Origin of the sequence: Candidatus Nitrosopumilus sp. (assembly GCF_965263415.1) — an archaeon.
GTDB lineage: Archaea > Thermoproteota > Nitrososphaeria > Nitrososphaerales > Nitrosopumilaceae > Nitrosopumilus.
This window is the reverse complement of sequence record NZ_OZ253671.1, coordinates 806,020-832,321: the sequence shown is the minus strand read 5'-3', so window position 1 is coordinate 832,321 and position 26,302 is coordinate 806,020. Positions and strand designations below refer to the sequence as shown.

Annotated in this window: 34 protein-coding genes and 1 tRNA gene; 8 read left to right on the top strand and 27 right to left on the bottom strand. The window is 33.7% G+C overall.

From position 1 onward, the window contains the following. Positions 1 to 47 precede the first annotated feature (47 nt). The 3 genes from ACQY22_RS05570 to ACQY22_RS05560 all read right to left on the bottom strand — a co-directional run bounded on the left by ACQY22_RS05570 (position 48) and on the right by ACQY22_RS05560 (position 2,137). Positions 48 to 1,037: a hypothetical protein gene (locus ACQY22_RS05570; RefSeq protein WP_428323720.1), complete on the bottom strand. Its 990-nt coding sequence runs from the start codon at positions 1,035 to 1,037 to the stop codon at positions 48 to 50. 73 nt (positions 1,038 to 1,110) lie between these two features. Next, positions 1,111 to 1,539, bottom strand: a complete 429-nt coding sequence (locus tag ACQY22_RS05565) for a hypothetical protein (RefSeq protein ID WP_428323719.1) — start codon at positions 1,537 to 1,539, stop codon at positions 1,111 to 1,113. Positions 1,540 to 1,549: 10 nt separating this feature from the next. Then, positions 1,550 to 2,137, bottom strand: coding sequence for a hypothetical protein (locus ACQY22_RS05560; protein WP_428323718.1), 588 nt, complete (start codon positions 2,135 to 2,137; stop codon positions 1,550 to 1,552). A gap of 121 nt (positions 2,138 to 2,258) precedes the next feature. Here ACQY22_RS05560 and ACQY22_RS05555 point away from each other — a divergent pair, with 121 nt between their 5' ends. Both ACQY22_RS05555 and ACQY22_RS05550 read left to right on the top strand, forming a co-directional pair. After that, complete coding sequence (locus ACQY22_RS05555) at positions 2,259 to 2,558, top strand: hypothetical protein (RefSeq protein ID WP_428323717.1); 300 nt, start codon at positions 2,259 to 2,261, stop codon at positions 2,556 to 2,558. A gap of 153 nt (positions 2,559 to 2,711) precedes the next feature. Next, complete coding sequence (locus ACQY22_RS05550) at positions 2,712 to 2,975, top strand: hypothetical protein (RefSeq protein ID WP_428323716.1); 264 nt, start codon at positions 2,712 to 2,714, stop codon at positions 2,973 to 2,975. Here the strand turns inward: ACQY22_RS05550 and ACQY22_RS05545 are convergent. Both ACQY22_RS05545 and ACQY22_RS05540 read right to left on the bottom strand, forming a co-directional pair. Then, entirely contained in the window at positions 2,972 to 4,093 is a 1,122-nt protein-coding gene (locus ACQY22_RS05545) for an endonuclease NucS domain-containing protein (RefSeq protein WP_428323715.1), read from the bottom strand. The genes ACQY22_RS05550 and ACQY22_RS05545 overlap by 4 nt on opposite strands. A 60-nt stretch (positions 4,094 to 4,153) precedes the next feature. Continuing rightward, the gene (locus ACQY22_RS05540) at positions 4,154 to 4,612 is read right to left on the bottom strand and encodes a hypothetical protein (RefSeq protein ID WP_428323714.1); all 459 of its coding nucleotides are present in this window, start codon (positions 4,610 to 4,612) and stop codon (positions 4,154 to 4,156) included. A 331-nt stretch (positions 4,613 to 4,943) separates the two neighbouring features. Between ACQY22_RS05540 and ACQY22_RS05535 the strand changes: the two genes are divergently transcribed. Further along, on the top strand, positions 4,944 to 5,357 hold the full coding sequence (locus ACQY22_RS05535; RefSeq protein WP_428323713.1) for a hypothetical protein: 414 nt from the start codon (positions 4,944 to 4,946) through the stop codon (positions 5,355 to 5,357). Positions 5,358 to 5,368: 11 nt separating this feature from the next. On the opposite strand, the gene ACQY22_RS05530 is transcribed toward ACQY22_RS05535, so the two are convergent. Genes ACQY22_RS05530 through ACQY22_RS05520 form a run of 3 tightly spaced genes read right to left on the bottom strand, consistent with a single transcriptional unit; the run spans position 5,369 to position 6,780 of the window. Then, positions 5,369 to 5,590 carry a hypothetical protein gene (locus tag ACQY22_RS05530; RefSeq protein ID WP_428323712.1) on the bottom strand — a complete coding sequence of 74 codons (222 nt, stop codon included), beginning with the start codon at positions 5,588 to 5,590 and terminating at the stop codon, positions 5,369 to 5,371. Positions 5,591 to 5,627: 37 nt separating this feature from the next. Continuing rightward, complete coding sequence (locus ACQY22_RS05525; protein ID WP_428323711.1) at positions 5,628 to 6,590, bottom strand: hypothetical protein; 963 nt, start codon at positions 6,588 to 6,590, stop codon at positions 5,628 to 5,630. A 1-nt stretch (position 6,591) separates the two neighbouring features. Continuing rightward, positions 6,592 to 6,780: a hypothetical protein gene (locus ACQY22_RS05520; RefSeq protein WP_428323710.1), complete on the bottom strand. Its 189-nt coding sequence runs from the start codon at positions 6,778 to 6,780 to the stop codon at positions 6,592 to 6,594. Positions 6,781 to 6,841: 61 nt separating this feature from the next. On the opposite strand from ACQY22_RS05520, the gene ACQY22_RS05515 reads away from it, so the two are divergent. Next, positions 6,842 to 7,813: a hypothetical protein gene (locus ACQY22_RS05515; protein WP_428323709.1), complete on the top strand. Its 972-nt coding sequence runs from the start codon at positions 6,842 to 6,844 to the stop codon at positions 7,811 to 7,813. Here the strand turns inward: ACQY22_RS05515 and ACQY22_RS05510 are convergent. The 4 genes from ACQY22_RS05510 to ACQY22_RS05495 form a co-directional block, all read right to left on the bottom strand. Then, positions 7,806 to 9,329, bottom strand: coding sequence for a hypothetical protein (locus ACQY22_RS05510; protein ID WP_428323708.1), 1,524 nt, complete (start codon positions 9,327 to 9,329; stop codon positions 7,806 to 7,808). The two genes, ACQY22_RS05515 and ACQY22_RS05510, sit on opposite strands and share 8 nt — an antisense overlap. A 49-nt stretch (positions 9,330 to 9,378) precedes the next feature. Then, positions 9,379 to 9,540: a hypothetical protein gene (locus tag ACQY22_RS05505; protein WP_185736594.1), complete on the bottom strand. Its 162-nt coding sequence runs from the start codon at positions 9,538 to 9,540 to the stop codon at positions 9,379 to 9,381. A gap of 35 nt (positions 9,541 to 9,575) precedes the next feature. Next, positions 9,576 to 9,662: transfer RNA gene (locus ACQY22_RS05500), tRNA-Ser, on the bottom strand. Positions 9,663 to 9,718: 56 nt separating this feature from the next. Beyond that, entirely contained in the window at positions 9,719 to 10,477 is a 759-nt protein-coding gene (locus ACQY22_RS05495; protein WP_428323707.1) for a metallophosphoesterase family protein, read from the bottom strand. Positions 10,478 to 10,586: 109 nt separating this feature from the next. On the opposite strand from ACQY22_RS05495, the gene ACQY22_RS05490 reads away from it, so the two are divergent. Then, entirely contained in the window at positions 10,587 to 11,618 is a 1,032-nt protein-coding gene (locus ACQY22_RS05490; RefSeq protein WP_428325503.1) for an isocitrate/isopropylmalate dehydrogenase family protein, read from the top strand. Here the strand turns inward: ACQY22_RS05490 and ACQY22_RS05485 are convergent, their stop codons facing one another. The 12 genes from ACQY22_RS05485 to ACQY22_RS05430 form a co-directional block, all read right to left on the bottom strand. Next, complete coding sequence (locus ACQY22_RS05485; protein WP_428325502.1) at positions 11,619 to 12,155, bottom strand: HemK2/MTQ2 family protein methyltransferase; 537 nt, start codon at positions 12,153 to 12,155, stop codon at positions 11,619 to 11,621. After that, a complete protein-coding gene (locus ACQY22_RS05480; RefSeq protein WP_428325501.1) occupies positions 12,130 to 12,834 on the bottom strand; it encodes a ribosomal RNA small subunit methyltransferase A in 705 nt (234 codons plus the stop codon). The genes ACQY22_RS05485 and ACQY22_RS05480 overlap by 26 nt, the downstream gene beginning before the upstream one ends. Then, positions 12,831 to 13,397, bottom strand: coding sequence for a DUF655 domain-containing protein (locus ACQY22_RS05475; protein ID WP_428325500.1), 567 nt, complete (start codon positions 13,395 to 13,397; stop codon positions 12,831 to 12,833). The genes ACQY22_RS05480 and ACQY22_RS05475 overlap by 4 nt, the downstream gene beginning before the upstream one ends. 20 nt (positions 13,398 to 13,417) lie before the next feature. Next, on the bottom strand, positions 13,418 to 13,744 hold the full coding sequence (locus tag ACQY22_RS05470) for an RNA polymerase Rpb4 (protein ID WP_428325499.1): 327 nt from the start codon (positions 13,742 to 13,744) through the stop codon (positions 13,418 to 13,420). 2 nt (positions 13,745 to 13,746) lie between these two features. Continuing rightward, the gene (locus ACQY22_RS05465; RefSeq protein ID WP_428325498.1) at positions 13,747 to 14,046 is read right to left on the bottom strand and encodes a 50S ribosomal protein L21; all 300 of its coding nucleotides are present in this window, start codon (positions 14,044 to 14,046) and stop codon (positions 13,747 to 13,749) included. Positions 14,047 to 14,103: 57 nt separating this feature from the next. Further along, on the bottom strand, positions 14,104 to 15,159 hold the full coding sequence (gene rlmN, locus ACQY22_RS05460; RefSeq protein ID WP_428325497.1) for a 23S rRNA (adenine(2503)-C(2))-methyltransferase RlmN: 1,056 nt from the start codon (positions 15,157 to 15,159) through the stop codon (positions 14,104 to 14,106). A gap of 60 nt (positions 15,160 to 15,219) precedes the next feature. Next, a complete protein-coding gene (locus ACQY22_RS05455) occupies positions 15,220 to 15,834 on the bottom strand; it encodes an HAD family hydrolase (RefSeq protein WP_428325496.1) in 615 nt (204 codons plus the stop codon). A 59-nt stretch (positions 15,835 to 15,893) separates the two neighbouring features. Next, positions 15,894 to 17,078, bottom strand: coding sequence for a DNA repair and recombination protein RadA (gene radA / locus ACQY22_RS05450; RefSeq protein WP_428325495.1), 1,185 nt, complete (start codon positions 17,076 to 17,078; stop codon positions 15,894 to 15,896). 82 nt (positions 17,079 to 17,160) lie between these two features. Further along, complete coding sequence (locus tag ACQY22_RS05445) at positions 17,161 to 17,343, bottom strand: 30S ribosomal protein S30e (RefSeq protein WP_012215770.1); 183 nt, start codon at positions 17,341 to 17,343, stop codon at positions 17,161 to 17,163. Between the two features lie 40 nt (positions 17,344 to 17,383). Then, complete coding sequence (locus ACQY22_RS05440) at positions 17,384 to 19,108, bottom strand: B12-binding domain-containing radical SAM protein (RefSeq protein ID WP_428325494.1); 1,725 nt, start codon at positions 19,106 to 19,108, stop codon at positions 17,384 to 17,386. A gap of 51 nt (positions 19,109 to 19,159) precedes the next feature. Next, entirely contained in the window at positions 19,160 to 19,972 is an 813-nt protein-coding gene (locus ACQY22_RS05435; protein WP_428325493.1) for a dihydroorotate dehydrogenase electron transfer subunit, read from the bottom strand. After that, the gene (locus ACQY22_RS05430; RefSeq protein WP_428325492.1) at positions 19,956 to 20,867 is read right to left on the bottom strand and encodes a dihydroorotate dehydrogenase; all 912 of its coding nucleotides are present in this window, start codon (positions 20,865 to 20,867) and stop codon (positions 19,956 to 19,958) included. The genes ACQY22_RS05435 and ACQY22_RS05430 overlap by 17 nt, the downstream gene beginning before the upstream one ends. 85 nt (positions 20,868 to 20,952) lie before the next feature. Between ACQY22_RS05430 and ACQY22_RS05425 the strand changes: the two genes are divergently transcribed. Both ACQY22_RS05425 and ACQY22_RS05420 read left to right on the top strand, forming a co-directional pair. Then, positions 20,953 to 22,344: an NOP5/NOP56 family protein gene (locus ACQY22_RS05425; protein ID WP_428325491.1), complete on the top strand. Its 1,392-nt coding sequence runs from the start codon at positions 20,953 to 20,955 to the stop codon at positions 22,342 to 22,344. After that, positions 22,331 to 23,005, top strand: coding sequence for a fibrillarin-like rRNA/tRNA 2'-O-methyltransferase (locus ACQY22_RS05420; protein WP_428325490.1), 675 nt, complete (start codon positions 22,331 to 22,333; stop codon positions 23,003 to 23,005). The genes ACQY22_RS05425 and ACQY22_RS05420 overlap by 14 nt, the downstream gene beginning before the upstream one ends. On the opposite strand, the gene rnhB is transcribed toward ACQY22_RS05420, so the two are convergent. Continuing rightward, the gene (rnhB, locus tag ACQY22_RS05415; protein ID WP_428325489.1) at positions 23,002 to 23,619 is read right to left on the bottom strand and encodes a ribonuclease HII; all 618 of its coding nucleotides are present in this window, start codon (positions 23,617 to 23,619) and stop codon (positions 23,002 to 23,004) included. The two genes, ACQY22_RS05420 and rnhB, sit on opposite strands and share 4 nt — an antisense overlap. A 61-nt stretch (positions 23,620 to 23,680) precedes the next feature. Here rnhB and ACQY22_RS05410 point away from each other — a divergent pair, with 61 nt between their 5' ends. Continuing rightward, positions 23,681 to 24,829 (top strand): tRNA (guanine(10)-N(2))-dimethyltransferase, encoded by a 1,149-nt coding sequence (locus tag ACQY22_RS05410; RefSeq protein ID WP_428325488.1) that lies wholly within the window; start codon positions 23,681 to 23,683, stop codon positions 24,827 to 24,829. On the opposite strand, the gene ACQY22_RS05405 is transcribed toward ACQY22_RS05410, so the two are convergent. Then, a complete protein-coding gene (locus ACQY22_RS05405; protein WP_428325487.1) occupies positions 24,819 to 25,412 on the bottom strand; it encodes an RlmE family RNA methyltransferase in 594 nt (197 codons plus the stop codon). The genes ACQY22_RS05410 and ACQY22_RS05405 overlap by 11 nt on opposite strands. Continuing rightward, a complete protein-coding gene (locus ACQY22_RS05400) occupies positions 25,409 to 26,284 on the bottom strand; it encodes a transcriptional regulator (protein WP_428325486.1) in 876 nt (291 codons plus the stop codon). The genes ACQY22_RS05405 and ACQY22_RS05400 overlap by 4 nt, the downstream gene beginning before the upstream one ends. Positions 26,285 to 26,302: the final 18 nt, after the last annotated feature.

Sequence of the window (26,302 nt, the reverse complement as noted above, 5' to 3'; positions counted from 1 at the left end):
AAACGAAAAAAATTCTGATAAAAAATATTTTTTATAAAAAATAAAATTTACTGAGAACGCGTAGCTATAGACCTTATTTGATAAGCACCAGTTGGATGGCTATATTCTACACCATATGTCTTTGTGATTGCTCCAATACAAGCAGATTCAAAACCAATTTCCATTAATTCCATTGGAGATTCTTTTGGTTTTCTAAAAAGTCCAGACTTGCTCTTCCAATATTCTTTGAGTTTTTCTTCAGTAAGGGTTTTTTGAAAATCAACGTACAAATTAATTCGTTCGCCTTCAGAAGAATTAAAATTTTTGTAGCTAAATGAAGATATCGATATTCCAGTTCCATCTAAAACTCGTTTTAGATCATTAATTATTGATTTATGTGAAAATTTGTTTCCAATGTATTTTACTGCAGGAATTGAAAAAAAGTGCATTCTACAATGGAATCTATGTTGACCAGGCATTAGAGTATCATTATCGACATCATCAGATTGTAATACATAACCAAGTTTTTCAAACAAGTAAGAAGCAAATTCAGATTTACTATCAACATCAATCATTTTTTCTTGTAATTTTTGAATAGTGGTACCATCCCATAATTGACATCCTTCACGTTGAAGTTTATTTTGAATTCCCATGTTTTGCCCTACATTTTTAGCACTAGTAACTAGTACACCTACAACAGTTTCATCTGGATGATCTATTCTATAATCATGAACTTGTCCAATAAGAGTAAAAAGGATTTTTTCAGTTACTTTGAGTTCAGAATAGTCTTTGCATTCTACAAATAATGTAAGATTGTCATATTGTGCTAGAATGTCAACACGATAATGCTCATTAGTAGATTCTTCAAAAACTATTTTTCTTTCTCTTTGGGTTTTCATACCAGCAAATCTCAAAATTCGCTCTGTTTCGCTTTCAAGCCAGCCTCCAGATTTTTTCTCTACTCCAATATGAGTATCAGAATCAGTACGAACCTCTACAGTGTTATCTGCATTACCAGTGTACGTTGGAAATTCATCATCGGGGGATTCACTATTCAAGTATTATTTTATGAATATACTTGAATAAAAAGTCGTTCCTGGATTTGTTAAATTATATCTAAATAATAGAATCTCAATCCAATGATGTTATAATTAATTCATTGAAATTTCCATGCTTGCATTCACACATATCTTTCCATCCAAATAATGCTTTTTCAGCTAATGCAGCCAATGCAGCTCCTGCAATACCACCAACAATACCACCAGCAGCTCCTGCAATCACAGTTCTAGTAGCATTACTTACATAATGTCGAATTACAGCTTTGACAAAAATAATACTCATCTCTTTTAGAGTCATGTCTATTTGTTTTAACACATATTCATCAGTAAAATTTCTAGGAGGTTTAAAGAAAATTGTCATTATTTTACCAAAAATATGACATTTTGTAAATCCAATTAGATTCAAATTTCTTTCAAGATGTCTTTCACAATCTAAAACATCGGTAATTAGTTCAGGGATGTTTATTCTGACCTGATATTCATCATTAAAATTCAAAGACATATCTTTCTCATCACACAACTGCCTTTGTTAAAATTCTACGTGCCATATCACTTAACCAATACAAATCTCCAATATTTCGAAATCCCATCCAATAGTAATCATATTTTTTATTATATTTTTTCTCAACTGTCAAACGATTAACCACTTTACCATAAGTTGTAAGTTGGGTTTGTGAATCACCTTGTTCAAGTTCTTGTTTGATCAATCCATAACTATCAGATGTTAATGATAGTGCTTTTGCTGCAGATCTTCGAGCAGAAGCACTAACTGCCAAATGTTTCAATAAACCAACACGTTCTTTTTTGAGTGCTTCATAAGTATCCTTTTTATTTTTCGTATTAATCCCACGTAATGACATAACAAATGCTCTACGTGCAGATTCACGTTTTTCTAATAATTTGTATTTGTAAGCACGATAAAATGCATTTGAAGAGGCACCCTTTAGAACAAACTTCCATTTTTTTGCTCTATTAGACTCATTGTATGCACGAATATGTTCTCCAGCAAATAAAACATCAACAATCTCATCATGTTTTTGCATTCTTGGAAATGCTTTTTCTAGTTCTTCGATTACCTTTTTTCTCGAGTATCTAGCCATGTTAGGTCTTATCATACCTGTAACATATGAGCTTATAAGCTTATTGGACAGGTATGATACCGATCAAAAGAAAATGATATTGGCTAGTTAGTATATATTGAATGCATGGAGAAATTTGCCATTGGCTCGTGGAGACTTTAAGACAATAATTGCTCCAAAACCCACAGTATCCAAGATTGAACAATACAGAATTGAAAGAGAACTACCTTCAAACAGTCAAGCTCTAGTTGACATAGTTGCAGAATTTGAAGGAACTTCAAAACTAGTAAAAGTTCTCAATACCATTCTTGTAGAAATCAAACAAAAGATTCAAAATCTTAAAACAGAATCTGCTACAAAATACAAAAAAACTATTGAGACACTAATTGAACTAGTTACTACTGTAATTGAGGCAATTACCTTAGCACAAAAAAAGAACTAATCATAGAATTAATCAAAAGATTCAATTCTATGTTTCTCTTTTTACTTATTTTAACTTGATATGTTAATTGGGTATTATGTAATCCAGATCTATTAAATATCAAAAATGAGAATACAAGTTATGAGTTTCCAACATATCGAGGATTCTATAAACATGAAAAGAATAGTTAGTTTTGATTATCATGGACATCATAGAATTGCAGAACCACATGTGTTTGGAATAAAAGATGGTAGAGAATCGCTTTTAGTTTATCAAATTGCAGGAACATCATCATCAGGAGGAATTCCAGAATGGAGAAGAATGTTTGTAAACGACATAACAAATTTTCAGATAACAGAACAAAGTTTTCCGGGTAAACGATATACTCAATCGGGAGAACACAGTAATTTTGATAGAATTATTAAGATTGTAGATTAGAACTCAATTTCACGATATTCAAAGCCATCACTTACTAGAAGAGTTTTGAGATCCTCAGGGATCTTAGGAGCAATTACAAAGAATCTAGAATCAGTTCTACCAGATTTTGATTCATAGTCATTTTTATAGCCTGAAATCTGTCGTTTTACACTTTTTGTAGCAGATGGATACTTTAATTCCAAGCCTACTGCTTTGCCATTTGAATCTCTACAAATAAAATCAATTTTTCCGGTAGCTAACTCATATTCAGACTTTTCCAAAAGTAGCCCTTCTTCAATCAAATGGAGATTGTTTTTGATGTATTGTTGATATTCATATTCCTTTTTGATATTGCTGCTGAGTCTGTTTTGAAGCCAATCAGGATTATCAACATAACTGTAAATCCATTCATAGTCTGGTGCAAGATAATATGCAGAGACTTTTTTTGCTTCAGTTATTCCTGCTGCAGTTAGTGTTTTTAGAAATTTTTCACATCTAGATTTTGGAATACCTTCTGCAACTATCAAATCTTCTTCAGCATCAGGTGCCAATCCACCATTGAGTAATTTAATTAATTTACATTGCCAGTTTAGAGTTTTGATTTGCGAAGAATCAAAAAGTAAAGATAGAATTTCCATTCTTTCAGCAACTTCATCAGCACCTAACATTTTTGAAATTCTTTCTTTAAGACTTTCAAATTCTTCTCTAGATACACTTGTTTCAGTTAAATGATTAGTTGTTTGTTCAGTAATCTTTTGAGTAGCAGTTTTTATCATTTCATCTTTTGTTTTATCTAAATCTTCAGTAGTATTAAGTCGGAATTTATTCATTTGATCATCAATATTTGTTTTAAGTTCAGTGAAATCAAGACATAGTTTCTTGATGTTTTCTTCCAAAGAAGTAATTTCATTTGTGTGTGGAAGATTTGTTTTCAAATTAGTAAGATCAGAATATGCTGTTTTTAGTTCAGTATCAATCCTAGATACATCATATACAATTTTAGGATCCAAGTTTGATAGAGGTTGTAACTTTTTCTGAATTGATGCAATACCTCGTCTCTGAATTCCATAAAATATTGCACTAATAATTATGGCTACAATTATAGCCATTAGTACAGCAACACCCATTTCAGCCTGCAAAAAAAGAAAATTTAACATTACTAAATTATGTATATCTTATTGATAACTTTTATGAAATTTTTATGTTATGAATTCTTTAGTGTGAAAATACATTACAAATACATAATATCCAAGAATTTGGAAAAATATTAGAAGAATATATTTTAACATTAATTTCGAAATTGATCTAGCATAATTTTTTTCCAGTATTTCTATTGGTTTATTAGAATTATTTTTTCCGATCAAAAAAGTGTAAACTAAGAAAAACCAACCTAACATTACTATCAAATACACAACAATAAACCATGCTAGATTTGGAGGATGGTTTAAGAGTATAGGTAGAAATGCCAAAACAGGTAGAATCGCTGAAAAAAATGTAGTTAAAACTCCAATTGCAAATTTGTTCAAATTTTTATGAGCTAAAGTAACAAAAACAATTCCAAAAAGAGAAACAGTAACTGCAAACAATAGAGTTCCAATTTGTTTATCAAGTTCATCTGATTCAAAATGGAGATTTTGATCGATTAATTGAAGTGACAAAGAAACAATCATCAATATCAGAATAAATGAAGTTGTTTTTCGATCCAATTGCATTTTTGAAGGATTATCTACAGACAATAAAATACCAAAAATTATCAAGGTGTTAACATTTTCTTAAAAAATCATTTTGTAGATAATGATAATTTCTGTTCTTTAACTACCCTAACACAATATTCAAAACCATGACTAACATTAGCAAATCTTCCCTTTTTTACCTGAGATTCAACCCATTTGAGCATCTCAATATCTACAGATATGGCAGTTTTTGTCTTCGTATTACAAAGTAATACTGAGTATAATTTAAGAAGGGTGTAACTCAGTATAACATAGTATGAAAGATGGAGAAGATGAAGATCTTCGAAAAGAACTAGACGAGGCAAAAGAGAGAATCAAAAATCTAGAAAGACCATCAGTCAATGACTACAAGAGTCAGGGTACAACTCTAGTTCTATCAATATTACTTGGATTAATTGGGATTTTAGGAATTGGTCACATCTATGTTGGAAAGAAAAAACGTGGAGTCTTGATTCTAGTTGGAGGATTATTTCTGGTGTGGATTATTCTAATGCTAACAGTAGGAGCTGCTATGATTTATGGCTCTACACCACTAGCAGGATATATCGCTACTGCAAACTCGTTTGTTCCACTATATCTAATTCCATTTCTTGCACTATACATTTGGCAAATAATTGATTCAAAAAAGCAATGCAAAGCATACAATGAAGCACTAGAAAAAAGAAATTAAGATGTAACAGTTTACTGGGTAAATATTTTTGTCTCTTTATTGATGCCTGTATTAGGGTATTTGTGGACTTTGGGAGTATGCATTATTTCATATAGTCTCTTTTGTAGTTCTCTGCTCCTTTTTTCTGCTTCATAGTCATCATATGAGAGTTTTTTACATTTTGTTCCATAATACCCAATTACAGTCCATCTACCTTCTACTCTAATGTATGCACAAAGTTGCTTACAATCCATACTATCACATGACTTGTGATCAGTTCTATACACCAACCTATCTCTCCCCACCAAAATTCATCATCTTACTCCAAAAGTTCACACAATCTCCACACCAATTACGTCCATCAAATACAGGTCTATTACAAAAGAAACTAGCACAATGATCTACTTTAGAATGAATGTCAAGAAGTAGATTATCTTTTTCTTTAGAACTTGATTTATGATAAATTGCTAAAAGTATATCTGTTCTTTTTTCATGTTCTTTTATGGTTTCACATGCCTTACATTTTTCCTCATTATGAAGTTCTTTAGATAATTTCTCGATTTTATGCCTATTTTTAGGCTCAATTTCAGGAGTTAGATTCAATTCTATGGCACGTAGTTTTGTTGTTTTATCCAAAGTATTATTTCGATTATGATTATCAATATTTTCTTGTCCAGATTCTATACTAGTTCTTTTTACAATCTTTTTTCCTACCTGCTCATATTTCCCTTCAGAGCAACAAAATGCATTCAAGTGTTTGCTTATTGTAGATTCACTTCCACTACCTATTTTGTTGTACATTCTTAGTGCAATGCATCGCTTTGCATCAATCTTATCAATACTGTCACTATGTTGAAATTTTTCTTCTAAAAATTCTTGAGTCATTTTCATTCCAAGTCTATTTAGATTAATCTCAACTGAAGCAGTTTCGCTTTCCTCAAATTCTCGCACACACAGAACATTGCCCTCATTGTCTTTGAGTTTTGCAAGTGCTATTTCTTTAAGTGATTCACTAGATGTTTTTTTATTATTACAAGAATAACATGCAAATACAATATTTTCTAATCTGTTATCTGCTCTGTTATCATTTAGATGCTCATAAACAAATTTTTCTAGTTCTAGTTTGGTTTTACAGTAAAAGCAGTAAAACCCATCATCACGCTCTATTATTTTTTCAAAATATTTTTGCTTTAATGCAACAGTTAGTGTTTGTAATAATAATATCATATCATTTAGAAATTGTGCATTTGCCATACTATGGTATGACCTCCATTGAGATTAGAAACTGCTTGTCATCATCATCATAGCATTTCTTGCAATAATCTACAAAATAACTTCCAGAACTTCCGCCATCAAACTCCAGTCTATACTCTTTTAGATCTTCACATTCACATTCAAACCAAGATTCGACTTCAAATGACACTTTTAGTTCTGATTTACCCATTGGAGAGAATAAACCAGAATTTTATATAGAAAATGTGGGACATAATGGGGAGAAGTTCCCCATGTTTGCCTTGAACAAGACCCAAATTCGCATAATTGCAAGAATTTTGAGCGTAGAAAAACGCATTGAAAGCAAGCAGATAGGCGTTACAAAGTATGATCTTGAACACAATTCAAAGCATGATAAAGATTCAAAGACAGAGTGGGTATCAAGGCGAACCTTTAGAGACAATGAAAAAGATCTCACAGACTCTTTTTGCATCAAGATAGCATCAGAGGAAAAACACGGAAAACAGACAGTCAGAACATACCAAGTAACACCAATAGGATTCTTTCATTTTCTAAAATCTGAAAAGATAACAAAAATAGATACAATACATCAAGAACATTTTAAGAGATTCTTTCCAAACATTGGAGGTCAGTGGAATGACAACGGGCTCTTATCAATTTATGACAGAAAATTACTATTAATGATTCTAAAATATTCATTTGAATCAGTAGAAGTAGAGCAAGGCAGTAATACATGGAGATCACAGGGAGAGAAAATACAAAACCAATTTAGATTCACAATAAAGATTCCAATAGTTGAAGATATTTCAGATATTCATCTCAAAAAATATTTTTTTACCATACCACACAAAACAAAATACAAAAAAGAGATTACAAAAAAATACAACAAAGACAAGATTCCATTTCATTATTCACAAGATATCTCTTTTTTCATTGATGAACTAGTTGCATTGTTTTATCTTAATTTATTGAGATTACACTATGATGTAGTATTTCAAAACAGAATATTTTCTGTGTTTTCTGATGAACCACAAAAAAATGATTATACTATATCAGAGATGGCAAAATACAACAAAAAATACTCAGAATTTGCAGACAGTATTGACGAGTCTACAAAAAAACTATTTGATACAATTAACAATGATTCACAATTACAAAAATTATTGACAGATTTTATTGCAGATATTAAAGAATCATTAAACATACCTGAATATCTAACTAAAATAAAGAAAAAGATTACCTAGATTTTTTTCTACGCAGTTTGTCTGTTCGAGAGATGCGTTTGTTCATCTTCTCCATCTTTGCCTCTACTTCTTTGAGTTTCTCTCGCATCTCGTCTTCACTACTTACTCCTTTTGAGATTTCCTGAAACTTTGAGAAGATATTGAGTCTGCCTGATGCCTTGATGTACTCTTTTCGCATGGTAACATCAAACATCTTTGTTTGTTTTTCATAGGAATCTCCAGTTTTGTGACCAATGTACTCCTCACAAAGATCATATCTTACATCAGAATCAACAAGGACGGATTTTAGGAGATCGCGGGTTTCATGGGACGTAATCCTATACTTTTTTCTTGCACCATTTTCTACTTCTTGAGGGTTTAGAATCTCATCAAGACCAGCATTTTTTCTCATTCTACCAAAACTTTGAGTAATCCATACCTCATTGATTGGTTTTTGAAAATTATTTAGAAACAGTGCCTGACCTGCACTAATCTCTTTTCCAGTAATTTTTTTTCGATATCTCAAATAGTCAATTAAAGCAGAAATTGAATCTCTATCTAAAAATCCCCCATGAGAGATGTTTGTCTTTACTCTTCTCAATCCAACAAATACGGGACATTTTTTCAAATCCCATTTGGTATAATCATCAGTTCCAAATTCTTCTACTAGTTGTGACCATGCCTCAAAGTTGAACCGGTCAACTAGAGTAGATGAATCAAGTCCTCTTTGGAATTTGCACAAAAATACTGCTCGCTCAGTTATGCTAGGCCTTCCAAGAGTTAGAATTTTCAAAAACTCATCTAGTGTCATGATTTGTTCTAGATCACCATCATCAAGGGATAGTCCAGCATTAGGATCAAATGTTAGTTCTATAGGTTCTTCATTTTTCTTAAAATATTCATTGATTGCAAAAAAAGAGTTGTTTCTCATAGCTTTGCTCTTTGTCTGAGTATCTGAATCCAAAAAGTAACTCTTTATCAGTCTCACAAACGGCTTTTTGTCATAATGGCTTTGGGCATAAATTTGCAAAAAATTCTCTACTCCTTTTAGAGTTACTTTTTGTTTTGTTTTTTTGTATGTGTCATTTCCTGCAGAAACTTCTTTGGTATATTCTAAAGATTTTCCAAAAATCCAGTTGTTAAAGTAGTGAAGATGTCTTGTGTATGTATCACGGGTTCCATCAGTATTTGATTTTGTGTTTCTGCGATTACTTCCTCGAAGTTGACTTCTAAAATGAGAAACTGTTTCTAGTTGACAAAAGTCCTTGTACAAAATCGGAGTAGAGTCAGTTGGAATCTCTTGTAATAGTCCAAGTTTTTTGCCAAATGAAATTGCCTTGTGAACTACTGCCAAGTTTGCCTCCATGGTATTTTTTCTTGTGACAAACTCACCTCTGTGTTTTTTTGCAAATTCATTGGCATTTACCTTATCATCATTGCACATTACCTCAAGGCATCTTGCATATTGTGGTCTAATATCAAATCCATAGTCTTTTTTTGGGTTGAATTTTTTTAGAATCTGATAGACCTTGTGCATCAGGTATAGTCAGTAAATGAAAGATAAAATGTGTATTTGTCAGCCTAAGCTATAATTCAAATTCTTGGCGACATTTTTCACACTTGGCACGTTCTTCGCCAGGTGAACCAAGGATGAATATTTTACCAATTGTTTTACAAATAGGACACATTCCAGTTGTTGCATTTTTAGGACCTGTGCGTATAATTTTTTGAGTTTTTCTTCGTCCCATGAAAAAAGTTCCCGATTCGGTCTATTAAGTTTTAATGGCGCGGGGAGGGGGATTTGAACCCCCGTGTCCTTGCGGACATAGGATTAGCAATCCTACGCCCTACCAGGCTAGGCGATCCCCGCATAATGAGGGCTAGAATTAATCTGTAAATAAGTCAAACTTTGGACAAATTGAGAACTCATGTGTTGTCTAGTTCATCATGAAACTGACTGTAATTGCTCACAATTTCATCAATTGGGACACGTTTGCCACCTACAATTTTTAGGTCAACTTGGACTTTTTTGTTTTCAATTGTTAAAATATTGTATGTATTTTCAAATAATCCACGTACTCTTTCAGATGTCGCAGTTCCAGCATTTACTACATTCAAAGTTCCAAAGTTCCAAGTCCAAGGTCTATGTTTGTGACCACATAAAACAACGTCGACTTTGGAATCAAGCACAGTTCTTAGAACATCACCAGCATCAACTACAGTTAGTTGATCAGAACCAGTATCAGGAATTGCAATTAGATGATGATGCATTGCAACAATCTTTATCTTATCTTTGTATTTTTTCATGGTTCTCTCAAGCCAGAGATTTTGTCGATATCCAACTTCGCCTTCATTTCGATCAGGTCTTGCAGTACCAACAGTTACTAAAACAACATCATTACCTAATTCATTAATAGTTTGAAATGGAAAGAATTTTTTGAATAACAAATAACCAGTATTTCTGTAATCATGATTCCCACTAATCGCAATAATTTTTTTGGTGTTAAATTTTTCTAGTAATGATTTACATTTTTCATATTCTTTCATTAGTCCTTCGTTTGTCAAATCGCCAGTAATTACAATTACATCAGGATTTAATGCATTGATTTCATCAACTAGTATGTTGAATTTTTCTTCCAAGAATTGAGAACCTACATGAAGATCAGAAATCTGAACTATGATCATTTAAGATTATTTTGCAAAAATAGCTATTAAATCATCACTATAGATAACATGTAGAAATCATTTACATCAAGGTAGAATTAAATAATAAACTCCTCAAAAACTTGCAGTTTTGAGTAAAAAAGCTGCAGTAATGAAAGGTGACGGTATTGGACCTGAAGTTGTAGATTCAATGCTTAGAGTTCTCAAGGAATGTAATTTCCAGTCAGAATTGGTTCTATGTGAGGCTGGCTCTGAGCAATGGGACAAAAATGGTAGGAAAGACGCATCATACATCCCAGATGCAACCATGAAAATTCTAGAAGAATCTGACTGTTGTTTCAAGGGTCCAACTACTACAATTCCAGTTCCAGGTGCACCTAGAAGTGTTGCAGTGACATTAAGACAGAAATTTGATCTTTATGCAAATATCAGACCAACTAAAACCTACGACAGACTAACTCCAGACAGAAAACTTGACTGTGTTTGTTTTAGAGAAGCAACTGAAGGACTATACACTGGTGTAGAGGCAAAAATTACAGATGATGCAGCAATCGCAATTAGAAAAATTACAAGACAGGGAAGTAGACGATTAATTGATTCAGCAGTAGATTGGGCAAATAAATTCAATATGAAAAAGATGGTTGCAGTAACAAAAAGAAATATCCTAAAACAAACTGATGGAATATTCTGGGATGAAACACAAAAGGCAGTTGAGGGAACAGATATTGAATTATCTGAAATTTATATTGACAATATGGCACAACAAATGGTAATTGCAACTGAACAATTCAATGGCTCAGTTCTAGTGAGTACCAATTTGTTTATGGATATTATTTCAGAACTTGCATCAGCACTAGTAGGTTCTATTGGATTAATTTACTCTGCAAACATTGGAGACAATTATGCAATGTTTGAAGCAGCTCATGGGAGTGCACCACAATTTGCAGGACAAAACAAAGTAAACCCAACTGCAACTGTTCTATCAGGAGCTTGGATGGCAGACTATCTTGGTGAAAGAGATATCAGAGACGCAATTTTTGCTGCAACTGAACAAGTAATCAACGAAGGAAAGACAGTAACATGGGACATTGGGGGTGATGCATCAACAACACAAATGACTGATTCAATAGTCACATACGCAAAAGAAAAATTAAGAAAATAACTAGTTTATTGCTTCTACAAGAATTAATTCTTCAAAGAAAAGTTTCTTTTTTGCCATAATTCGTGTTTCTAGTCCTAGTTTTTGTGCGTAATCTATGAGTTTTTGATAATTTGATAGAGAAGACGTGACAAAAACAAACTTGCCATTCTCTTTTAGGTTGTTTTTTGCAGAATCAAAAATTTTCTTTGGGATTTCAAATCCTTCAGCACCACCATCTGTTGCAATATCCAATATTTCATCAGTAGCCAAATATGGTAAATTACATACAATAAAATCAAATTTTATCTTTAATGCATCTGAACCATTGCAACAAATCAAATTCTGAGTTTTGTAGGAACTTTGATGTTGCAATACATCACAGTTGATATCAGTTCCAATAACTAGAGAGAAATTTTCAGAAAGCAATTTTGTAAGATATCCTGAACCACTTCCAATATCTAATGCATATTCTCCTTTTTCATTTTCAATATTGTTTGCAATGAAAAAAGTATCCTCAGATGGAGGATATTCATCATTTTTTGAGAATTTGTTTTGCAAGATTAACTATTTCATCTCCTGTTAAATCATCAACTCGTTTCTCTATATCAGATTCTTTGTGAAATTGTTTTAGGATGTTTTTTACAGTTTTACGTCGGTATGAAAAGATCTCATTAATTGTAGAGATCAGTCTTTTATCTACATTAGTTTTCTTTTTTATTTTCAAGATCACAGAATCAACTTTTGGGGGTGGAGAAAAATTATTCTTTCTAACGTTTGATATTTTTTCGATATCAAAGGCATGTGTAGCAATAATGCTGATTGCTTTTCTGTTTTTTGACTTTGCAACAAGTTTTTCAGCAAATTCTTTTTGAACCATGATTACACCATGAGAAAAGGCACGTTGAGCCAACCATTCTATAGCATCCTTACTTTTAGAATATGGTAAATTAGATACAAAAATAGAAAATGAATCCTTTTTCTTGAAACCATCACCTGATTTTAACACGAGATTGTCAATGTTAGAGAATTCAATTCTTGCCTTTTTGATCAGATTATCATCAGCATCAACTGAGATTACTTTTTTTGCCTTTTTGCACAATAAAGGAGTCAACACACCTAATCCAGTTCCAATCTCATATACAACATCATTTTTTGTGATTTCAGCCTCAGATACAATAGATTCTGCAATTGGTTGTGAGTTGAGAAAGTGTTGTCCTAGTAGTTTTCGCTTTATCATCTCTTTACAAAGAGATTCATTCTACTTTCACCAGTAATTTCATCCATGATTCGCTCAGTGATATGTTTGATTGGTTCTTTGAATCCAACTCTTTCTTGCAAGTCTTCATAGCTCTCAAACAGTTTCTTTTCTCGTTCTTCAAGCATTGTCTTCATGTAGGTTTTACCAATTCCTGGAATCAATTCCAATGCATGAATTCTAGGAGTTAGTGGTTGTGCCTTGTTTAGATATTCTACAAACTTTGGTTCATTTTCAGTTACAATACTTTCAACTACATTTTGTAATTCAGTTTGAGCAGATGAAGAAATTTTTTCATATTCCATCTTACCTAATACAGACTCAACTTTAGTTCTTCCTTCTTTTCCAATGTAGATTTTCTCACCTACCTCAAATGTAGAATTTGCAATTCCAAGAATCTCCAAGATTGTAAGTCTATTTTCACCAATTGCAGTGATGATTATTCCTTCTCTTCCTCTTACAGTTGATGATTTCCCCCGAGGATTAAAATCTAGAACATATGCATATTCCTCATATTTTCTAGGTGGGGATTGTGCCCTATACAAAATAAAATACTCCTGAGAAATTAAGAATGCTCCTTGATTATATTGAGCATTTTTTCTAGAGTTTCAGCAAGAATTAGTTTTTTCCAACCAAAGGTGAAAGAACGTAATTCTGCCATACTTGTTGGTCTAATGTTAACAATTTCAACAGCTTCATCTTCTGTTAATTCACATTCCTTGATGAGTTTTTTCTTCATCTCTTTTGCATTCTTAGGATCAAGTGATACAAATTTTGAAACATAATCATAGGTCCAACGTTGAATTTGATCCATTTCTTCAGGATCAACTTTGCCTAAGATTTCTTTAACTTCTGAAAGAGAAATAGCTTGTTTCTTTTGTACTTCTTCCATAACTATACACCGAATGGTTTTATGTGATCCAATCTAGTGATTAAGGTTTTCGATTTGTTTCCTAATTTTACATCTAGAGTGACTGCACGTCTACCCACATTTGTAATCATACCTACTTTACCATGATATCTTCTGTGCGGTAATCCTTTGTGCTGCCTAGGATCAATGATGACAAGTGCTTGTTGACCTTCTTTGTATTCACGTAGCAAGAATGAAACGCCTCTAGGAGAATCTTTCTTCATAACTGATCTAGATTTGTGTTTGAATCCATGTGAACGACCAGAAGATTTCTTAGTTGCCATGTAGTGTGAAACCTTCCAAAGCCCTATTTTAAGACTTAGAACAAGGTTCTACTAGAATTAACCAAGAATATCGGTTCTCAATTGCCCACAAGCAGCCGAGATCTCAGTGCCTTTTTCCACACGAACAGTACAATTTACACCAGATTTGAGTAAAATTTGCTCAAATTCTAAGACATTTTTCTCAGTAGGTCGCTTAAAGTCACCAGCAGTTGGATTGATTGGAATGATGTTGACATGTGAACCGTTTCCATGTAGTAGTTTGGCTAATTCTTCTGCAATTTCTGGAGAGTCATTAATTCCTTCCATTAATGCATATTCAAAAGTTACACGTCGCCCAGTTTTTTTAAAATAATTTCGTCCAGATTCTATAATGTCTTCAACAGAATGTGATCCAGCAGTTGGAACTAGTTTTTTTCTTAACTCATTATTTGGAGCATGTAAAGATATAGCAAGACCAATCTGAAGATTTTCTTCAGCTAGTTTTTCAATTCCAGATGTAATACCAATAGTAGAAATTGTGATATGTCTTTGTCCTAATCCAAACCCTCGATCATGAGTTAGAATTTTTACAGCTCGAATCATTTCATCATAATTTGCCATAGGTTCTCCCATTCCCATAAAGACCAAATTTGTAACATGCTCTCCATGTTGCTCTAAAAGTTCAGCAAAATGAATTACTTGAGATACAATATGTTCTGCTTTTAGATTTGTTTCAAATCCCATTTGTCCAGTTGCACAAAACACACAGCCCATTGCACATCCTATTTGTGTTGAAACACAAATGGTTGATCTTGGATGACCCCCAATCTTTGTTGGATTATATTGCATCAGAACAGTTTCAACTGATGAATCATTAGATAATTGTAATAGTAATTTTGTAGTATCACCATCATCACTTACAACACGATGGGTTTCTTTTGCTGAACCAATTGTATAACCTGCTTCTGTTAATTCTTCTCGTAATTTTTTTGGTAGTTGAGGAATGTCGTTGATGTTTTTTGGGAATTTGTAATATAACGGAAGTAAAATTTGGTCTGCTCTGTATCTATCATATCCCATATCAATCACTAATTTTTCCATCTCCTCAGGAAGTAATCGATAAAGGTCTGTCATGATTTACAAGATTAATCAATTGATATTATAATTTAATCAAAAAGATATCAAAAATTGAGGCTAGATTGTTACCTCAAATCCCTCCAAAGAGGATTGTAAATTATCTAAATCTGTAAAATGGATAGAGGACATGCCACAATTTTTTGCAGATTCCACATTAGATGATTTGTCATCAATGAATAACAATTCGTCTGCAGAATAAGGTAATTTTTGAATTACATGTTCATATATTCTAGGATCGGGTTTTGAAAAACCAATTTGATAGGACATGAATTTGTGTTCAAAGTGAGACAACATATCCCAATCGTCTACTACTGTATGAGTTACTTTTTCAATATTAGAAATTATTCCAATAGTAAACCCATTTTGTTTTAGATTCATGCTAAGTTTTTTTACATCAGGATTTGGGATTGCATTTTTTCTAAAATAAGTATCCCAAAGTGATTCTTTGTTATTTTTTAATAAATCAGATTGAGTATCAACTGCAACGTTATTCCAAAAATCAGATTCATTAATTTTTCCAGAATCTAATTTAGATAGATGTTTATCAAATGCTGAAATTATCAAGTCTTCTTTAATACCAAATCGTTTTGATACTTCAGATGTAATCCAGGACATGTGCCAGTCAACTAGTACGCCACCAATATCAAACAGAATACATTTTGTTTTAGTCACATAGAGATTAACAAAAAAGGAATATTCATAGATTTCAAAAGAAAGGAAAGTAGAGAGTTCTACTCTTCTACAGGTTCTGAATCATCTGCTTCAGCATCTACTGGAGGTGCTTCGACAGTTTCTACATCTGGTGCAGTTTCAACTTCTGGGGTTTCAGCAGTTGCATCTACTTCAGGTGTTTCTGTAGATTCTTCTGGAGTTTCTACTTTGGCTTCTACTTCAGGCTCTTTTGCCTTTTTTGTGGTTGCTTTTTTGGTAGTCTTTTTGGTCTTTTTCTCAGCCTCTTCAGGGTCAATTACACCTGCTTCACCGAGAGCAAAGATTACTTCTTCCTCAGGATGATGAGGACTATCTACCATTCGGGCAATTCGTTTCTTGCCAGATTTCTTAAAGTAGATTCTGTAGGTACTAGTATGTGCAACTACGTTTCCACCAATTGGTCTAGTTGGGTCTCCAAAGAAGACATCAGGTGATGCCATAACTTGGTTTGTTGCAATTGCAGCACAGTTGTAAGTTTCTGCAATTCTGGACAGCAAATGAACAAAGTGATTTAATTTTTGTTGTCTGGTTGACAGAGTTCCTCTTCCAAGATATTCAGAACGGAATAATCCAACTGCAGAGTCTGCAACAATTAGTTTTACATTGTTTTCTTCAATGATTGGTCCAGCTTCTTCTAGAATCAATACTTGATGTGCACTATTGTATGCACGAGCAACAATGATGTTGTCTAGAACTTTTTCTGGATCCATCTCATGAGCTTGAGCAATAGATACAATTCTTTCAGGTCTGAAAGTGTTTTCAGTATCAATATACAAAACACTGCCTTCAAGACCACCTTCTTCTTTGGTCTTTTGAACCATTACAGACATTGTATGTGCAAATTGTGTTTTACCACAACCAAATTCTCCATAAACTTCTGTCAAGGCTTGTGTCTCAAGACCACCATCAAATAGTGTGTCAAGACAGTTTGTACCAGTTGTGATTTTACCAATACTTTGACGGTGTTTGTAAATTTCACTTGCACTTGTAAAGTGTTTGGCAATTAATCCACCATCAACTAGATGTTGACGTGCTTTATTGACAATTTTTTCAGCAGTATCCTTTTCCATTCCAGTTATTTCTGCAATTTCTACAGGACCTCTGACGATGAGGTCCATGACGTTGTGGACACCTGCATCGGATAATTTTCTAGTTGTTACAGGACCTACGCCCTCTAAACTATCTAATCTTAAATCTTCTACCATACCGTATGGTACGGTACCAGTACTTTATAAGAGTATTGTTTTAGAAAATGATCGTAAAGTGAGAAAATTTTAGAAAAATTGACTATCGTCTCTTTCTTCTTTGTCCAGGTTTGTTTTGACCAGGGAATCTACCTAAGACAAATCTCTTTTTGAAATTACTCTTGTTTCTAAGACTAGAATTGGTACCTACAATTTTACGTCCTTCTACCTTTGGAGTTTGTCCTCTTACTTTGCCTGCTTTGGTAAGTGAACCGTGAGTTGCCATAATCTACACCAATAATTAACGAATTTATGTATTTGGAATTTTATCGGTACTTTGCCTTTACAGTCTCAATGACATGTTCGTGCTCGCGACTCTTCCTGCGAGCATATCTCTCCATAGCACCTAGTGGTACACCACCAAGGGAACGTGCAATTGCATTGAAAAAGTATCTCTGAGGTCCTTTAGAACCAGTTCTAGTCATGAATTTTTGAATACCATATTTGAAATTGTGTTGCCATGTCTTGTACAAAACTCCTAGTTGTGCAGGAGTCATCTCGTTTCCAATGTTGAAAAAGTCAGATTTCTCCAACAATCCAATTGGAACAAATGTCAAAGCAGTTGTGGTAAACATTGATTCAGGTTGTTCACGTTCTAATTCACTGATTAATCGAATAGTCTCCCATGAATCTTCTGGTTGCTCGTCATTATCTAGTCCCATAATCAAAGTAAATGCTGGAATCCAGTAATCCTTATTCAAAGTCTTTACACCTTCTTTTACAACCCAATGCCACTCATCAGGAGAGTATGGTGCAAGTTTTCTATCAGCATATTTTCCAATTAATCTCAAACTTCCAGTCTCAAATCCAGCCTGAACACCAATCATGTTGTCAGGTCCTGCTTTCATGATTTTAGATAGATTTGGAATTAATTTTTCATCAGCAATTGCTCCTGCTAATGTACCGTGTGTTGGATTTGTATGTTCTACTCCAGTGGACATGATTGCAGTGAATAATTCTTCTAATGCTTCTCTGTTTGGCTCCATTCCTTTTGCAGTTCTAGGATCCATGCCGTAAACGAAAATATCATCACTGTGAACCCATGCAGATTTGGAACCACCTTTCTTTATGTTGACTTCAATTTCTTTTTTGACTTTTTCTGGAGAATAATATCTCAAGGAACGTAATGTAACGTCGCAGAATTTGCATCCACGTCCACACCCTCTCATTACTTCAATCATTCCGTGCATACTTGGTTCAACAATGTCTGGAATCTCTTCCAAATCAGGTCTATCCCAAAAGTTGACAAATCTTCCATGAAGTTTTTTGCCGTTTCTCTCAAATTCTTTAATGTTAACTTTGAAGTCACTTCTCTTTCTGAAAGGATCCATGTTTTCAAAGTCGCCATTAATCAAATAGTTAAAGAATCGTCCTGCATGTCCATCAATTTCAGGTGCAATGCCACCAAGCTCACCTTCTAGAATTGCATAAATTCCAAACTCTTCAATTTTTTCTGGGTCATAGTTGTATTGCCAAGTTCCAGATGCGCCAGAGATTACTTTGGCTTTGCTGCCAGTTTTTGCTTTTGCAGCCTTGATTCTATGATGTAGTTCAGTGTTGTAATATTCATCGTATGATGTTTGTTTTCTACCATAAGTAAAGGTCATAGTTACTGGTCCCATTCCAAGTGGATCCATCTCATATGTTCCAACAACTAGTGTTTCAGGTCCAATGAATTTTTCAATGTGGTCTGGATGTGCAACAACAACATCTTGTCTGCTAAATCCATCTCGTAGCAAACCTGCTTCAAGTTTTCTCAAACCATATGGAGCATAATTTGCAACACCGTTTGTGTGCGGAATATAATTGCAGATAAAATCAAACAGAATCTTTGGAGTTACTTGTTTTCCAAGAATCTTGTACCAAAAGCTCTTTGGGTCTCTATTAGGGTCAACAGCAGGAGCACATCCAAAAAATGTCGCAAGAGACAGTCCTCTATACGGCGACATTAATGTACGATCAGCAGTTAAAACGATCTTTGGAGTTCCCATTCCCTTCACGAAATTAATTTTATGATTTATTTTAAACCTTGCTGGTCAAATCTAATAATTTTCTAATATTCCAGCCTTGTTTCTGTGAAATTTACCAAATTCCTTGTTTTGAGACAGATGCTGACCATCAAAGACGGTTCCATCCTTGCATACTAGATCTTCACCCACACAGCAGCTACCACAAATCCCAACACCACATTTCATCATTCTCTCAAGGCTGGCCTGGACAAAAATACCTCTAGAATGAGCAGATTGAACTGTTTTGTACATCATTATTTCAGGTCCACAGACATATACTCCATCAAATTTGGTTTGCTCCACATGTTTTTCAACTAAGTCAGTGACAAAGCCTTTTTCGCCATAGCTTCCATCATCAGTTGATACGATTACTTTGTGAGAGTTGTTTGTCAGAAGTTTGTTTGCCAAGTCTTCAAAGAATACCTCATCCTCAGACTTTGCACCAATTAGAACAGTTACATCATCTGTAGGTTTTACATGTGTTAGTAATCGCATCATTGGAACAAGACCAGTTCCACCACCAACTAACAACAGTTTTCCTTCTTTAAGATCAAAAGAGTTTCCATAAGGTCCACGAATTCCAATTTGTTGTCCTACTTGTACATTAAATAGACCAGTAGAAGCTGCTCCATGTTTTCTAACAGTAAATGCTGCTTTTCCAGATTCATCTGAAATCATAACACTCATTGGCAACTCATTGATTCCTGGAATCCAAACCATTGCAAATTGGCCTGGAAGAACATTTGACATTACTTCATCAGAGAAAACTAAAGTTCTAACAGTAGGGGTTTCATCAATTACTTTTTCAACTGTGACAATTGTTGTATGATTATGATTTCTTTGCAAGACCTACCATCTCCTCAATTTTTGAATAATTTTTTTTCTCCATATATCGTAAAATTCCTGTATTGATTTCATTAAACACATCTATCCAGTTATCACCTATTGCACTTCCAAGTTGTACAGCAGAAGCTCCTGCCAAGAAAAATTCAACAGCATCTTCCCAAGTAGAAATACCACCACATCCAATAATTGGAATGTCGTACTTGGATGAAATTTCATACACACATCTTAATGCAATTGGTTTGATTGGAGTTCCAGATAGTCCTCCAAATTTGTTACTCAAAATAGGACGTTGTGTTTCAACATCTATTGCCATTGACCTAACTGTGTTAATAGCAGTGATTGCATCAATTCCAGATTCAACCGCAGTGCCTACGGTGTTAAGATAATGGGTAGTTCCCAGACCAACTTTAGCAATGACAGGTACATTGGTTGAATTTTTGACAGTAGTTACAATTTTCTTTACGAGTTCAGGATCATCACCTACCTCTAATCCGACTTTAGCTACATGGGGACAAGATAAATTCAGTTCATACGCTGTAACTTTACAGTTTTCAAATTGTTTTATCATTTTTTCAAAGTCTTCAGGAACAGAACCTACAAGACTCACGATAATTGGTACGTCTTGATTTGGTTCAATCATTTTTGCAAAATTTTCTGCACCAGGATTTGATAATCCCACAGCATTAATCCATCCGCCTCCTTTGACACTAAAGATAGTTGGATTTGGATATCCCTCCCAAGGTTCAGTACTAAGTGATTTTGTAACAACTGCTCCTGCTCCTGAGCGATAAAGACGATTAAAAACATCTAAAGATATTCCTAAAATTCCAGAGGCCAGCATTACGGGTCTATCTAATTGAATTGGACCTATGGAAGTTGCAAGATTGGGCTCCACTTTGATTAATGAGGGTAGTTTCGAATATAACAGTTGATTTGTGATTCTAGTACCTTTTTTAAAGGTGATTTAGATTGAACTAGACATGTATTCTGTGATTTTAACAGAATTGGGAATATCAGTTTTCAATGATGGCAAACTTGAAAAAGCATTTCCTTTCTCAAATTCAGTTAAAGAATATCTTTTAGTGAAAAATAAAGAATCAAGGTTAAATGAGCTCATTAATTATTTAATTTCAATTCAGAGAGGTGTTGCAGTAAGTGATGAATCATTACTTGCAATTTTAAAAAAAAATAACATAGATTCACAGATAATGGAGGATTCAAAATTAGAAATAATTCAATCATCAAAACCACAAATCATTGTGGATTCAGGTTTTGCATCTAATCCTCAAGACGCATTAGGAAAACTACGAGAATTTGCTTTAGGATTATCATCTTCAAAAGTTACAGAAGTATCTGAAAGTCCAGATCTTCATATTATTCAAGCAATTAATTCATTAGATGAAATTGATAAAATTGCAAATGCTCTTAGTTCACGATTAAGGGAATGGTACGGATTACACTTTCCTGAACTAGACAATATTATTGACAGCATTAACGGATATGCACAAATTGTTATGGCAGGAAAACGTGAATCATTAACAAAGCAAGTTTTTGAAGATGCAGGTTTTCCAGAATCAAAAGTTGAGATGTTATCTTTGATTTCTACAAAAAGTAGAGGAGGAGACATATCAGATGTTAATTTAACAATTGTCCAATCAATTGCAAAACAAATTTTAGATTTTCATGATTTGCGTAAAAAACTTGAAGAGCATGTTGAATCTGAAATGGTAACAATTGCACCAAATCTTTCTGCAATACTTGGTACTGCAGTTGGTGCTAGAATTTTAGGAAGAGCTGGTAGTCTAAAGAGATTAGCATCACTTCCAGCAAGTACAATTCAAGTTCTTGGAGCTGAAAAAGCATTGTTTAGATCATTGAAGACAGGTTCCCAACCACCAAAGCATGGATTGTTGTTCCAACACGCAATGGTTCATGCTGCACCTAGATGGCAAAGAGGAAAGATTGCACGTGCTATTGCTGCAAAAGCAGTCATTGCTGCCAGAGTTGACGTGTATGGAGAGGGACTAAACAATACTCTACTTGAAAAGCTCAATGTCAGAGTAGATGAAATTGGCAAAAAGTATGAAAATCCAACTGAAAAAGACATCAGAAGACCAGAGTCATTTAGACGAGATGGAGGCAACTTTAGAGACAATTCAAGACGTAGAGATGACAGAGGCGGACGTAGAGATGACAGAGGCGGACGTAGAGATGACAGAGGCGGACGTAGAGATGACAGAGGCGGACGTAGAGATGACAGAGGCGGACGTAGAGATGACAGAGGCGGACGTAGAGATGACAGAGGCGGACGTAGAGATGACAGACCAGGTTCAAATAAAAATAAAAAGAGAAAACAGTTTGGAAGAAGATAATCCATCATTTTTCTGGATAAAATCAGAAGGTCAGCAAAAATTAGCTACTGAAAATTTAGTACCAGGCAATCAAGTATACAAAGAAAAACTAATTGTAAAAAAAGGAATAGAATACAGATTATGGGATCCATTTAGAAGTAAATTAGCAGCTGCAATAATGAATGAGTTAGAAGATTTTCCTTTTGAAAATAAAACCAAAGTGTTGTATCTAGGTGCATCAACTGGAACAACTGTAAGTCATATTTCAGATATTGTAGGTCCTAGTGGGATTGTGTTTGCCGTAGAACATGCAAGTAGAGTTGCAAGAGATTTTTTAGATAGAGTTGCAGCTTATAGAAAAAATATTATGCCAATTCTACAAGATGCACGAAGACCAAAAGAGTATTTTTCAGTATTTGGAAAAGTAGATGTAGTCTATGTTGATATTGCACAACCTGATCAAACAGAAATTGCGATAGATAACTGTGGAATGTTTCTAAAGAAAGGTGGTTATTTCTTTCTAGTAATTAAAACAAGAAGTATTGACGTAACAAAATCACCAAAAAAAATTGTAGAAGAAGAAACACAGAAACTGCAATCAAAGTTTGAGATATTACAATCAATTGATTTGCATCCATATGATAAAGACCATGCAATAGTTATTGCAAAATTTAGAGATTAATTATTCAAGATTTTTTGAACTGGTTTCCAGCTTTTTCTCACAAATGTAGGAAGAAAATGATTAGATTTGTAATATTTAGTCACAAATTTCACAGTTTTGGAATCAGATGGATATCCGCTTCCCAAATCATGATTTTTTTGAAGCCTTTCAATTGCCCTATCACGCGTAACCTTGGCAAGGATTGAGGCTGCAGATACAACAACAAATCTACTATCTGCATGATGGTAGGATTTGATTTTATGGTTATCAGATAATTTAGATATCTCTTTTCCAAATCTTTTAGGATTTACATCACAGGAATCAACATATGATGTATCAGGATCTAATTTTGAAACAACTTTTGCCATGTATTTTGCCTCTAATTCATTCAAACCATGTTTCTTTACACTGGCATCAATAGATCTTGGCGGAATCTTAACAACGTAATAATCATCAACGAATTCAATAATTTTTTTGTAAAGAAGTTCTCTGTTTTTTGGAGAAAGTTTCTTTGAATCTTTAACACCTAGAGAAGAAAGTTTTCTTAATTTTCGTTTCTCAATAGATATTCCAGAAATTACTAGTGGACCTAACATAGAACCACGTCCAGCATCATCAACCCCACAAATTTGCACAAATTTTGTCTTAAAGCGCAAGTATTAAACCGTTATAGGCTTTGAAAAAATAGAAGAATAATTGGAAATACCAAATGAATCTCTTCAAGAAATTGTTGAAGGAAAAACAAAGTTGTTAGTTCCAAAGGGTTCAATTACAGAAAAAGTTCCACCAAAAGAACCAGCATTTTTTAATCCAAAAGCAAGACTGAATAGAGACTTTTCAATTGTCGCATATGCTGCATTTCTAAAAAATTTTCAAGGACCAAAGATTTTCTTAGAAGGATTATCAGGAATTGGTGCAAGAGGATTACGAGTTGCAAATGAATTAGAAATTGACAATTTAGTAATCAATGATCTAAATCCAACCGCATTAAAAATGGCAGAATACTCAGCCAATCTTAATGAAATCAAAAATGTAGAATTTATTGAAAAAGAAGTATGCAGATTTTTTAGTAATTATTCAAAAAAAGGGGAAAGAGGTTCAATTGTAGATATTGATCCATTTGGATCCCCTGCAGCATTTTTTGATTGTGGAATAAGAGCAACCATGCATGGAGGGATATTATCAACTGCAGCCACAGATTTACAGGTGTTAAATGGGCTCTTTCAGGATGCCTGTAAGAGAAAATATGGTGGAATTCCAGTTAGAGCAGAATATGGAAATGAGATAGCAATTAGATTGGTGCTTGGTTGTCTAAGAATTGTAGCAGCAAGATTAGGAGTTGAAGTTGAACCAATGTTTGTAGAAAGTGACATGCATTACTATAGAACATATGTTAAGGTTCGAAACCGACCTGATCAAAAAGAAAACATTGGATACATTATACATTGTAAAAATTGTGGACATCGGAAAATTTCATTAGAGCAAAAACAAGAGTGTGAGTTGTGTAAATCAAAAAGTGGAATTGCAGGTCCGCTATGGATTGGGAAAATTTTTGATAAAGAATTTGTTGAAAATATGTTAATTCAAATTCCAAATTTACAAGTAGACAAAGTTTGTGAAAAAACCCTAAACAAATGTCTTTTAGAAGCAGAAATGCCTGTAACATACTACACATTAGATGAAGTTGCAAAAAAAATGAAATCATCTCCACCTAAACTAGATGATGTTATAGAGAATTTACAAAAAAGGGGTTTTGTTGCTAGCATAACATCATTTAATCCAACAGGATTTCGAACTGATGCAAAAATTAATCAAATAACAGAGATTTTCCAATCTATCCAATAAAGCCTAAACATACATAGTATAACTCACTACTTTGTTTTCTACTAGCTTTAGGTTTTGTAAGATTTATTCTTGCAAATTTTTTCTTAACATAGTCCCTAAACTCCATAGAGTATTCACCATCAAAGACCTTGAATACAGCATTACCTTTGTGTGCCAATACTTTATCCATGATTTTGGTGCAATCATAATTTAGAGAAATTTGTTTTGCATGATCAACAGACCAATTTCCACTAACCTTTGGAGAAAGATCACAAATCACAGCATTAACTTTACGCTCAAAATAAGACATCACATCATCAACAACATTTTCATCTTCAATATCACCTCTCAAAATTTCTGCCCCAGGGATTTCTTCAACATAAGACAAGTCAATTCCCATAACTTTGCCCTGATTTCCTGCTAGTTTGACAGCCATCTGGGTCCAACCACCAGGAGCACAACCAAGGTCAAGAACGTAAAAACCAGGACCAATAATTCGATAAGATTGATTTAGTTCTTTGAGTTTGTATGCAGCTCTGCTTCGAAAACCTTGCTCATGTGCTAATTTTCGATAGTGATCTTTTCGTGCATCTAATAGTTTCATTTGGCCTTCGCAGGTTTTTTCATCTCAGCAATTACCCAATCTTCAATGAATTGACAGTTTCTAGGACTGATTTCACCTTCAAGTGAGCATTTCTGTTCAACAGGACAAACCAAACAGGGAGAGTTCTCAATTGATTGTGTACTAATTGGAGTTTTCTTTAAAATTAATTTGTATGTCCAACGATTTTTTTCAAGCATTTTTTCTCTAGTAATAAAACCAATTCTTTCAAGTTTTAACGATAGACGGGAACCATCACGGCTTGTAAGTTTGAGTTTTTTCCACAATTCACTTTGAAACATTCCTTCTGATTCACGTTCAGCCAAAATATCACAAACTTTGTTTGTGAGTCTTTCCATGTCTACTTTTTCGATTTGGAAATTTTCAATTTCTTCATCAGATAATTGCTCTTCTAATTCTTCTTCAGGGGTTAATTCTTCTATTCTTTTTTGTTCTTCTAATTCTTTCTTAGTTAATTTTTTAGGTTTTTCGGGTTTTGCTTCTGCTTTCTTTGTTGTTTTCTTTGCAGGTTTTGCTTCTGCTTTCTTTGTTGTTTTCTTTGCAGGTTTTGCTTCTGCTTTCTTTGTTGTTTTCTTTGCAGGTTTTGCTTCTGCTTTCTTTGTTGTTTTCTTTGCAGGTTTTGCTTCTGCTTTCTTTGTTGTTTTCTTTGCAGGTTTTGCTTCTGCTTTCTTTGTTGTTTTCTTTGCAGGTTTTGCTTCTGCTTTCTTTGTTGTTTTCTTTGCAGGTTTTGCTTCTGCTTTCTTTGTAGATTTTTTAGGTTTAGAATCTAAAATTTCTGTTTTCTTTTTTAATGCATCAATTTCTGCTTTGATTTTCTTTGCTTCATCAACTAATTCTTCTTTTTTCTTTGCCATCAAATCACCTTATTTTTT

Bases quoted from the DNA above. Each gene is read 5' to 3' on its own strand.
- ACQY22_RS05565 (WP_428323719.1), bottom strand. From the start codon at position 1,539: ATGTCTTTGAATTTTAATGATGAATATCAGGTCAGAATAAACATCCCT.
- ACQY22_RS05560 (WP_428323718.1), bottom strand. From the start codon at position 2,137: ATGGCTAGATACTCGAGAAAAAAGGTAATCGAAGAACTAGAAAAAGCA.
- ACQY22_RS05550 (WP_428323716.1), top strand. From the start codon at position 2,712: ATGAAAAGAATAGTTAGTTTTGATTATCATGGACATCATAGAATTGCA.
- ACQY22_RS05535 (WP_428323713.1), top strand. From the start codon at position 4,944: ATGAAAGATGGAGAAGATGAAGATCTTCGAAAAGAACTAGACGAGGCA.
- ACQY22_RS05530 (WP_428323712.1), bottom strand. From the start codon at position 5,590: ATGGATTGTAAGCAACTTTGTGCATACATTAGAGTAGAAGGTAGATGG.
- ACQY22_RS05525 (WP_428323711.1), bottom strand. From the start codon at position 6,590: ATGGCAAATGCACAATTTCTAAATGATATGATATTATTATTACAAACA.
- ACQY22_RS05520 (WP_428323710.1), bottom strand. From the start codon at position 6,780: ATGGGTAAATCAGAACTAAAAGTGTCATTTGAAGTCGAATCTTGGTTT.
- ACQY22_RS05515 (WP_428323709.1), top strand. From the start codon at position 6,842: ATGTTTGCCTTGAACAAGACCCAAATTCGCATAATTGCAAGAATTTTG.
- ACQY22_RS05510 (WP_428323708.1), bottom strand. From the start codon at position 9,329: ATGCACAAGGTCTATCAGATTCTAAAAAAATTCAACCCAAAAAAAGAC.
- ACQY22_RS05505 (WP_185736594.1), bottom strand. From the start codon at position 9,540: ATGGGACGAAGAAAAACTCAAAAAATTATACGCACAGGTCCTAAAAAT.
- ACQY22_RS05495 (WP_428323707.1), bottom strand. From the start codon at position 10,477: ATGATCATAGTTCAGATTTCTGATCTTCATGTAGGTTCTCAATTCTTG.
- ACQY22_RS05480 (WP_428325501.1), bottom strand. From the start codon at position 12,834: ATGATAAAGCGAAAACTACTAGGACAACACTTTCTCAACTCACAACCA.
- ACQY22_RS05470 (WP_428325499.1), bottom strand. From the start codon at position 13,744: ATGGAAGAAGTACAAAAGAAACAAGCTATTTCTCTTTCAGAAGTTAAA.
- ACQY22_RS05465 (WP_428325498.1), bottom strand. From the start codon at position 14,046: ATGGCAACTAAGAAATCTTCTGGTCGTTCACATGGATTCAAACACAAA.
- rlmN (WP_428325497.1), bottom strand. From the start codon at position 15,159: ATGACAGACCTTTATCGATTACTTCCTGAGGAGATGGAAAAATTAGTG.
- radA (WP_428325495.1), bottom strand. From the start codon at position 17,078: ATGGTAGAAGATTTAAGATTAGATAGTTTAGAGGGCGTAGGTCCTGTA.
- ACQY22_RS05445 (WP_012215770.1), bottom strand. From the start codon at position 17,343: ATGGCAACTCACGGTTCACTTACCAAAGCAGGCAAAGTAAGAGGACAA.
- ACQY22_RS05440 (WP_428325494.1), bottom strand. From the start codon at position 19,108: ATGGGAACTCCAAAGATCGTTTTAACTGCTGATCGTACATTAATGTCG.
- ACQY22_RS05425 (WP_428325491.1), top strand. From the start codon at position 20,953: ATGTATTCTGTGATTTTAACAGAATTGGGAATATCAGTTTTCAATGAT.
- ACQY22_RS05405 (WP_428325487.1), bottom strand. From the start codon at position 25,412: ATGAAACTATTAGATGCACGAAAAGATCACTATCGAAAATTAGCACAT.
- ACQY22_RS05400 (WP_428325486.1), bottom strand. From the start codon at position 26,284: ATGGCAAAGAAAAAAGAAGAATTAGTTGATGAAGCAAAGAAAATCAAA.